The sequence below is a fragment of the Pseudoxanthobacter sp. M-2 genome (assembly GCF_046156265.1).
GTDB lineage: Bacteria > Pseudomonadota > Alphaproteobacteria > Rhizobiales > Segnochrobactraceae > CAMDHY01.
Genome location: NZ_JAWDIR010000038.1, coordinates 1 through 2,157, shown reverse-complemented (window position 1 = coordinate 2,157; position 2,157 = coordinate 1). Strand labels below are relative to the sequence as shown.

Sequence of the window (2,157 nt, the reverse complement as noted above, 5' to 3'; positions counted from 1 at the left end):
CGTAGACGAAGCCGGCCCAGGTGGCGACATAGGGGAAGTCCGACACCCAAAGGGCATTGGGACACGGCGCCTTGAACTGGCGGTTGACCCGGTCGAGTGGGCACGCGGCGGCGGGATTGCTGATCGTGGTGCGCACGGCCCTGCCGCGCACCGCACCCTTCAGGCCCATCTGCCGCATCAGGCGCGACACGGTGCAACGCGGGACGTCGATCCCTTCACGCCGAAGCTGCCGCCAGATCTTGCGGACGCCATAGACCTCGAAGTTGGCCTCGTAGACCCGGCGGATGTCGTCGCGAAGGCCGGCATAGCGGCGTTCGCGGGCCGGTGCCCTGCCGGGATCCGCCCGCCGAGCCGCATGCTCGCGATAGGTCGACGGGGCGATCGGCAGCACCTTGCAGATCGGCTCGACCCCGTAGACGTCACGATACTCGTCGATGAACGCCTTCATCGTTTGAACGGGCGGTCGAGCTCCGCCTGGGCAAAATACGCCGACGCCTTGCGCAGGATCTCGTTGGCCTGGCGAAGCTCGCGGACTTCCCGCTCCAGAGCCTTGATCCGCTCCCGTTCCTCGCTGGTCGGCCCGGCTCGAACACCCAAATCGCGCTGCGCCTGCCGCACCCAGCCGCGCAACGTCTCGCAGGCTGTTGAAGAAGTCGCTCGTCCCAGCTGTCTCGGCGTGATTCACTCCCGTATCTGGAGGGGAGTGTCGGCGTGCGCGGGACGGACGAGAGGACGGGGGCGCTGTTCAGCTACGTGGACCTCGAGGCGCGAGTGCCGGCGGGGCATCCGCTGCGGGCGATCCGGTCGGTGGTGAACGAGGCACTGGCGGCGATGGCGGGCGACCTCTCGGCGCTGTACTCGGGTCTCGGCCGGCCGTCGATCGCGCCTGAGAAGCTGCTGCGGGCGATGTTGCTGCAGGCCTTCTACTCGATCCGCTCGGAACGCCAGTTGATGGAGCGGCTGGAGTTCGATCTGCTGTTCCGCTGGTTCGTCGGGCTCGGCATCGACGATGCGGTCTGGGATCACTCGACGTTCTCGAAGAACCGCGACCGGTTGCTCGCCGGCGACGTTGCCGCACGGTTCCTGTCGGCCGTGCTGGCCCAGCCACGGGTGAAGCGGCTCCTGTCGAGCGAGCACTTCAGCGTCGATGGCACGCTGATCCAGGCGTGGGCTTCGATGAAGAGCTTCCGGCCGACTGAGGGTTCCGGCCCGGACGAGCCGCCGCCGGGCGGGCGCAACGCCGAGGCGGACTTCCGCGGCGAGAAGCGCTCGAACGCCACCCACACCTCGACCACCGATCCCGATGCCAAGCTCTACCGCAAGGGGCCCGGCATGGGGGCGAAGCTCGCCTTCCTCGGCCACGCCCTGATGGAGAACCGCTCCGGCCTCATCGTCGACGCCTGCCTGACGAAGGTGTGCGGCCATGCCGAGCGGGTGGCGGCACTGGCGATGATCGAGCCGCATGCCGACCGGCCGCGCCCGATCACGCTCGGAGCCGACCGCGGCTACGACGCCGCCGACTTCGTCAACGAGTTGCGCTCGATGAACGTGCGCCCGCATGTGGCGCAGAACCTCACCCGGCGCCTCGGAAGCTCGGCGATCGACGGCCGCACCACCCGTCACCCCGGCTACGCCGCGAGCCAGCGCATCCGCAAGCGCATCGAGGAGGGCTTCGGCTGGATGAAGGCGGTGGCCGGGCTCGACAGGCCGAAGCTGCGCGGCGTCGACCGGGTCGGATGGGCATTCACCTTCGCGGCCGCCTACAACCTCGTCCGCTTGCCCAAGCTGCTGGCGGCGCCGGCTTGAGCGGGGCGATCGGCCAGTCGATGCAGCGCTCCTCGTCGCGGCTCCAAGCCAACCAGGCCACGCATCATCGGCGCCGACCTGCTCACCAGCCGCACTCCATCACCGCAGACGCTGCCGGCAAGCGAGACCAACCCGCCAAACGCATGCCTTCTTCAACAGCCTGCTCGGCCGTGCAGCCGATCTTCGCCACGATCGAGCCCATCGCCGCCCATTGCGAGGCATGCTCGTTCTGATGCTCCAGCACCATCCGAACCGCGCGCTCACGCACCTCAGCAGAAAACTTGTTCGTCGCCTTCGTCATGGCTCCATCCTCTCAAGAGTTGGAGCCTCCGGCAAACCCGGCGCGGTTCA

Annotated in this window: 1 protein-coding gene, 2 pseudogenes and 1 other annotated feature; of the genes and pseudogenes, 1 reads left to right on the top strand and 2 read right to left on the bottom strand. The window is 68.4% G+C overall.

What is annotated here, in order from left to right; genetic code table 11:
* Positions 1 to 636: pseudogene (locus tag RUR49_RS17615) on the bottom strand (IS3 family transposase); the annotation flags it as partial.
* Positions 374 to 490 (bottom strand) — a sequence feature (AL1L pseudoknot). (Overlaps the previous pseudogene by 117 nt.)
* A gap of 75 nt (positions 637 to 711) precedes the next feature.
* Between RUR49_RS17615 and RUR49_RS17610 the strand changes: the two are divergent.
* A complete protein-coding gene (locus RUR49_RS17610) occupies positions 712 to 1,806 on the top strand; it encodes an IS5 family transposase (RefSeq protein WP_409147712.1) in 1,095 nt (364 codons plus the stop codon).
* Between the two features lie 163 nt (positions 1,807 to 1,969).
* Here the strand turns inward: RUR49_RS17610 and RUR49_RS17605 are convergent.
* Positions 1,970 to 2,107 (bottom strand): annotated as a pseudogene (locus tag RUR49_RS17605) (IS3 family transposase); the annotation flags it as partial.
* Between the last annotated feature and the right edge of the window lie 50 nt (positions 2,108 to 2,157).